Raw genomic sequence first — 5344 nt, forward strand, 5'->3', positions numbered from 1 at the left:
TATGCGTTGCGTTTAGTGTTTAAGGTGGTATGCGGCGGCATCGGTATTGCGTTGCTCACACCTTAACAGGGCGTTAGAAGACATACAGGGAAATCAGACTATGCAAATAAAAGAGTATAAATCTGAATACAAAAGGGAAGTGATCGATTTAATACTAAATATTCAGGTTAACGAGTTCGGTATATCAATTACAGAGCGAGAGCAGCCAGATTTGCAAGACATTTCCAATTACTACCAACACGGAAATGGTAATTTTTGGGTATGTCTTCATGAAGACCATGTTGTAGGTACAATCTCTTTGCTCGATATTGGTGGCGATATGTCTGCACTGAGAAAGATGTTTGTCCATCCAGATTTCAGAGGGAAAGAGCGTGGTGTTTCTTCGTTACTTTTAAGGCATGCGCTTGATTGGGCTAAGTCAAACCTGACACAATCTATTTATTTGGGTACAACTGCAGAGTTTTTAGCTGCACACAAATTTTATGAAAAAAATGGTTTTTTGGAGGTATCGAAAAATACTCTCCCTGAATCGTTTCCAGTCATGTCTGTAGATACAAAATTTTACGTACGAGTCTTCTAACAAGGCGTTCAAGAGGGACAGTCAACGCGTGGCGATTTTGGCTCAAGTCTTGGTATTTGTGTTTACGGTGGTAAATTGAGGTTTGACGGCAGTGCGTTGCTGCCCCTTAACGCGGCGTTATGCGATTCAATAGTATGGAAGCAAGATGTTAGAAATAGAGAAGGTAAACGAATCAAATTTTGAGGCAGTTAAGCTTGTACGTTTAGCTGATGAGCAAGTTAAGTTTGCTGGTACGGCTGATGAATTTCTATCAAGTGGTAACAAGACAACCCATCTGCATATTATAAAAAATGACGATATAGTAATTGGTTTCTTCAAACTAGATATCGCCTATTCTTCTAATTATGAGTTTTGTCCACCCGATGGATTAGGCCTAAGATCTTTTGCAATCGACATTGATAGTCAAGGTAAAGGTTTGGGTACAAAATCAGTTAAAGTACTCTTATCCTACATAAAAGCATACTACTCAGAGTTCAACTGGGTTTACCTGACAGTTAATTGTAAAAATCCAAGTGCTAAAGCGTGTTACGAAAATGGTGGCTTTGAAAACACTCCTGAGCAGTATTTGGGTGGTTTAGCGGGCCCTCAGCACATAATGCGCGTAAAAATCGCATAACAAATTGTTCAAGAGTGATTCGGCACGCGTGGCATTTTTACTATGCGTTGGTTTTAGTGATTAAGGTGGTATGCGGCAGCTTCGGTATTGCGTGCCTCACACCTTAACAAGGCGTTAGCAACTTCCCTAAAAATTAGACTAGAGGTGTTTAATGGATACAACTATAGATTGGTTCACGATGATTTCTTTTATTTCTAGCATTGCATCTTTCGTTTTGGCGATTGTTGCTATATTTCTTACGATACATATTAAAAATGAAACTGATCGTGTAAATGAAAAAACAGCATCTTTGTTGTTGGAAATTAAATCGGATGCGAAGTCTATATCACAAGTGGCGATGCCAGAGCTAAAGGCATATGGCGATTCCATGCGACATTTCATTTTGAAAGGTGGGCAGCTAAGTGAAAGAGGGGAGTACTCTACAAGCAGTGATGTTTTGGAGAAACTTGAATTACTAGATGCTAAGGTAAACTCTTTGGCAAATGAAGAAGATCTTAATGCTTTAAAGCAAGGGCTTTCATCATTATCAGCCGACATTAGAAAGTCTGAAGTCTCTGTAGCTAAGAATTTGTCTTCATCCAGTAAGCAGAGAGTTGGTATTCGAATTAATTTACCGGGTAAGTCGTCAATAGAATCATCTTCCCCAGAAGATACTTGGTCGCGGTTGCTGAGTTTGGCGATGAGTATGTCAATGTCTGATTTGACTAGAGAAAATTATGGAGAAAACTGGCTCTTAATTGATCCGTTGGGAAGAAAGCCTATAGAAAAACAGTTTATAGAGAATGTGGAATCAACGTACTCTGAGGTAGGTTTAAAAGTCGGCGACGACCTAGACTTGGTTGTCCTACCTACTTAAAAGTTGCTAACAAAGCATTTAAGAGTGATTCCCAACGCTTGACATTTTCAGTTCAAGGTTGGGTTTCGTGTTTACGGCGCAATGGGTTAGGTTTGGTGGCAGCGTTGCTCACACCTTAATGCGGCGTTAGGCTTCAAATCAAGAGGAGGTGAAAATGTCTAAAAAATTGAAAGATCATGTTGTCGATGGAAGCAATATAGAGCTCAAGAAAAATATCGACAAAATAGTTAAAAAATCAAAGTTTATAATTAGGTGGATTGATAAGAATGTAGAAAGAACGGAAAAGTCAGTTCTGTTAGTTAATATTCTTAATTCAGTGTGTGATTACCTAGAAGTTACAAAGGTATCGATAAATCAACATATTTCCATATTAGCCACCTCAACTCGAAGTATTTATGAATTGAATGTTAGGTTAAGAACTCTCTCAGATGAAAATGAACAAAAAAAATGGGCGTCAGAAGCACTAACAGATAAAGTTCAAACCCTTGAGGGAATCCTTTCGTTAGGGAATGGAAATGAAAGAACTCAAGAGAGAGCAATTTTGGAGTATGAAATTACACGGTTAAAAAACTTAGCACAAAAATATAACTTACCAGTTATTAAACAACCTGCAAGTACGGGCAATTTAGCAAAAACTGTAGAAATGGAATCAGAGCACAAAGGATTGTTTAAGCTATATTCTAAATTGGTTCATCCAAGCTCTTACTTAGTTAATGATTATGGCAATGCTGCATCAGTTGAAAATCAAAAAGTACTTCAAATACATGCTCAATTGTACGCACATGATACGCTATCCCGAATTTGTGAAGAGTTATCCATTCCTTATGAGATAAGCAGACCATACGGCGTCGAAGCCTAACAAACTGTTTAAGAGTGATTCGCAACGCGTGGCATTCTTACTATGCGTTGGATATAGTGTTTAAGGTGGTCTGCGGCGGCATCGGTATTGCATTGCTCACACCTTAACAGGGCGTTATACGAATAGAGGGAAATTATGTACAAAAGTAATGATTTTAACTTGGATTCAAAAGAGTTCAGGTTTAAGAAAGACTCATATCCTTTGTCTAAGATAAACAATGTTAGGGTTAAAAAGTTAAGTTTTCTTGATAATTTAGGTCAAGTTTTATTCTGGGTATGTGTTTTTTCAGGGGCAGTTTGGTTAGTTATTCCAAGGTTGGAAGAGGTGCCACAATGGCTACTAGTTTTAGTTCTTAGTCTGACGGTTGTAGGTTTGGTTTTTGCTCTTTTTCGTTGTTCTAAATATGCACTTCAAGTCGAGTTTCGTCACATAGATGAAACGGGCGTTCAATGGGTTAATGTCGCTAAGTCATACTCAAAGTCAGATTGTGAGTTATTTGAACAGCAAGTGTTGGCACTGAAGAAATTCGTATAACAAATTGTTCAAGAGTGATTCGGCACGCGTGGCATTTTTACTATGCGTTGGTTTTAGTGGTTAAGGTGTTATGCGGAACCTTCGGTATTGCATGCCTCACACCTTAACAAGGCGTTAGCTGTTTGAGAAACAAATGAAAATAATCGATAAGCCGTTATTTTGGCTATATGTTAAAACGCGAGACTCAGTCTTTTCATCATTTAAAGGTTTTTCCTCTCTACTCTTAGTCATCATTATTGCGGCTATAGTTTCAGGTAACAAATCTCCCGAAAACACCTTCATGTCTTGCATGTTGTATCTGTTGATGCTTAGTGTACCTACCTCAATGGGTCTTATGCTTTTGAAGCTAAAGTTTCGAAAAGTTGCAGGCTCCATTCCTAGGGCAGAGTTAGCGTACTTTTTACAGAACAATAAAGGTATCGAGCTGGAAAATGCTGTACAAGGGATATTTTCGCTCTACCTATCATTGATGATTTATCTCTGGTTTTTGATGATGGTTGTCGCAGCTTTGGGACCTTTGGTTTTAATGCTAGTGTTGTAGTACACAGCTAACAATCTGTTCAAGAGGGATTCGCAACGCGTGGCATTTTCACTATGCGTTGGTTTTAGTGTTTAAGGTGGTATGCGGCGGCTTTTGTATTGCGTTGCTCACCCCTTAACAGGGCGTTAGCAGTTTCTTGATATCTGGGGTATGTCCATGAAAGCGGTGTGTGAAACAGAAAGATTGATTATTAGGCAGTTTGATTTGAGTGATACCGAGTTTATTCTTCGGTTACTTAATGACGAGTCGTTTATTCGGCACATAGCCGATAAGAATGTTCGTACTCAGGAAGACGCTGTCAATTATCTAGCCAATGGCCCTATATCAAGCTATGGAACATATGGTTTTGGACTCTACTTAGTATTGCTAAAAAGTGAAAAAACACCAATTGGTATGTGCGGGTTGGTAAAAAGAGGAGAATTAGATCTTCCAGATTTAGGCTATGCATTTTTACCGGAGTTTTGCGGTAAAGGTTACGCGAGTGAAGCAGCTGAAATAATACTAAAAGAAGAGATGAGTGCACATTCTTTACATACCGTTTTAGCCATCACGTTTCCGGATAACTTAAGGTCAAATAACCTACTGAAAAATATAGGTTTCAGCTTGAAGGGGACCATGGAACTACATGGTTTACAAAACAATCTGTATGAGTACCGAGGCTAAACTGCTAACAAGGCGTTCAAGAGGGACAGTCAACGCGTGGCAACTTTAGCTCAAGTATTGGCAATTGTGTTTACGGTGGTAAATTAAAGTTTGGTGGTAGCGCGTCGCTGCCCCTTAACGCGGCGTTAGCTGCTTAGAGGAAAAATGATGCTCCAAGATAAAGCTACATCAAGTTCCAATTACATAAGATTTATCGACAGAGTAATCGAAAATCGAACTGTTTGGGGACTTCAGCATCCTGATGGTGGTTGGGCAGTTTGTAATTCGAATCTGTATCCAGACGCATCAGTTTATGTTTTTTGGTCAGATAGAGCATACGCAAGTCGGGTCGCAATTGGTGATTGGGGGTTGTATGTCCCAAGTCCAATTAACCTAGATTCATTCGTTGATAATTGGCTAAAAGGTATTCATAGCGATGGACATCTTGTGGGTCTCAATTGGAATCCAAACCTCTGTGGTACAGAAGTTGTCGCAATTGATGTGGCAAAAATGTTGGTACGCAGCTAACAAACTGTTTAAGAGGGATTCACAACGCGTGGCATTTTTACTATGCGTTGGTTTTAGTGATTAAGGTGGTATGCGGTGGCATCGGTATTGCGTTGCTCACCCCTTAACAGAGCGTTATACGCTTTTGAGGAAATAATCCAATATGAACAAGGTAGTGTTCAGAAATTGCGATGAAAAGAGTGAGTATT

At 39.3% G+C, this 5344-nt stretch carries 8 protein-coding genes; all 8 read left to right on the top strand.

From position 1 onward, the window contains the following. Positions 1–100 precede the first annotated feature (100 nt). The 8 genes from R7F67_RS23670 to R7F67_RS23705 all read left to right on the top strand — a co-directional run bounded on the left by R7F67_RS23670 (position 101) and on the right by R7F67_RS23705 (position 5156). Positions 101–580 (top strand): GNAT family N-acetyltransferase, encoded by a 480-nt coding sequence (locus tag R7F67_RS23670; RefSeq protein ID WP_238811489.1) that lies wholly within the window; start codon positions 101–103, stop codon positions 578–580. Between the two features lie 145 nt (positions 581–725). Next, positions 726–1196, top strand: a complete 471-nt coding sequence (locus tag R7F67_RS23675; RefSeq protein ID WP_033907467.1) for a GNAT family N-acetyltransferase — start codon at positions 726–728, stop codon at positions 1194–1196. 151 nt (positions 1197–1347) lie between these two features. After that, positions 1348–2052: a hypothetical protein gene (locus tag R7F67_RS23680; RefSeq protein ID WP_258475303.1), complete on the top strand. Its 705-nt coding sequence runs from the start codon at positions 1348–1350 to the stop codon at positions 2050–2052. Between the two features lie 154 nt (positions 2053–2206). Beyond that, positions 2207–2911 (top strand): DUF5677 domain-containing protein, encoded by a 705-nt coding sequence (locus R7F67_RS23685; RefSeq protein WP_054577330.1) that lies wholly within the window; start codon positions 2207–2209, stop codon positions 2909–2911. 135 nt (positions 2912–3046) lie between these two features. Beyond that, positions 3047–3445, top strand: a complete 399-nt coding sequence (locus tag R7F67_RS23690) for a DUF6232 family protein (RefSeq protein WP_025539256.1) — start codon at positions 3047–3049, stop codon at positions 3443–3445. A gap of 133 nt (positions 3446–3578) precedes the next feature. Beyond that, the gene (locus R7F67_RS23695; protein ID WP_258475297.1) at positions 3579–3986 is read left to right on the top strand and encodes a hypothetical protein; all 408 of its coding nucleotides are present in this window, start codon (positions 3579–3581) and stop codon (positions 3984–3986) included. A 156-nt stretch (positions 3987–4142) separates the two neighbouring features. Beyond that, the gene (locus tag R7F67_RS23700; RefSeq protein WP_258475298.1) at positions 4143–4649 is read left to right on the top strand and encodes a GNAT family N-acetyltransferase; all 507 of its coding nucleotides are present in this window, start codon (positions 4143–4145) and stop codon (positions 4647–4649) included. 144 nt (positions 4650–4793) lie between these two features. After that, complete coding sequence (locus R7F67_RS23705) at positions 4794–5156, top strand: DUF2750 domain-containing protein (protein WP_025998600.1); 363 nt, start codon at positions 4794–4796, stop codon at positions 5154–5156. Positions 5157–5344 lie beyond the last annotated feature (188 nt).

Origin of the sequence: Vibrio sp. YT-17, assembly GCF_033337375.1 — a bacterium.
Lineage (GTDB): Bacteria > Pseudomonadota > Gammaproteobacteria > Enterobacterales > Vibrionaceae > Vibrio > Vibrio alginolyticus.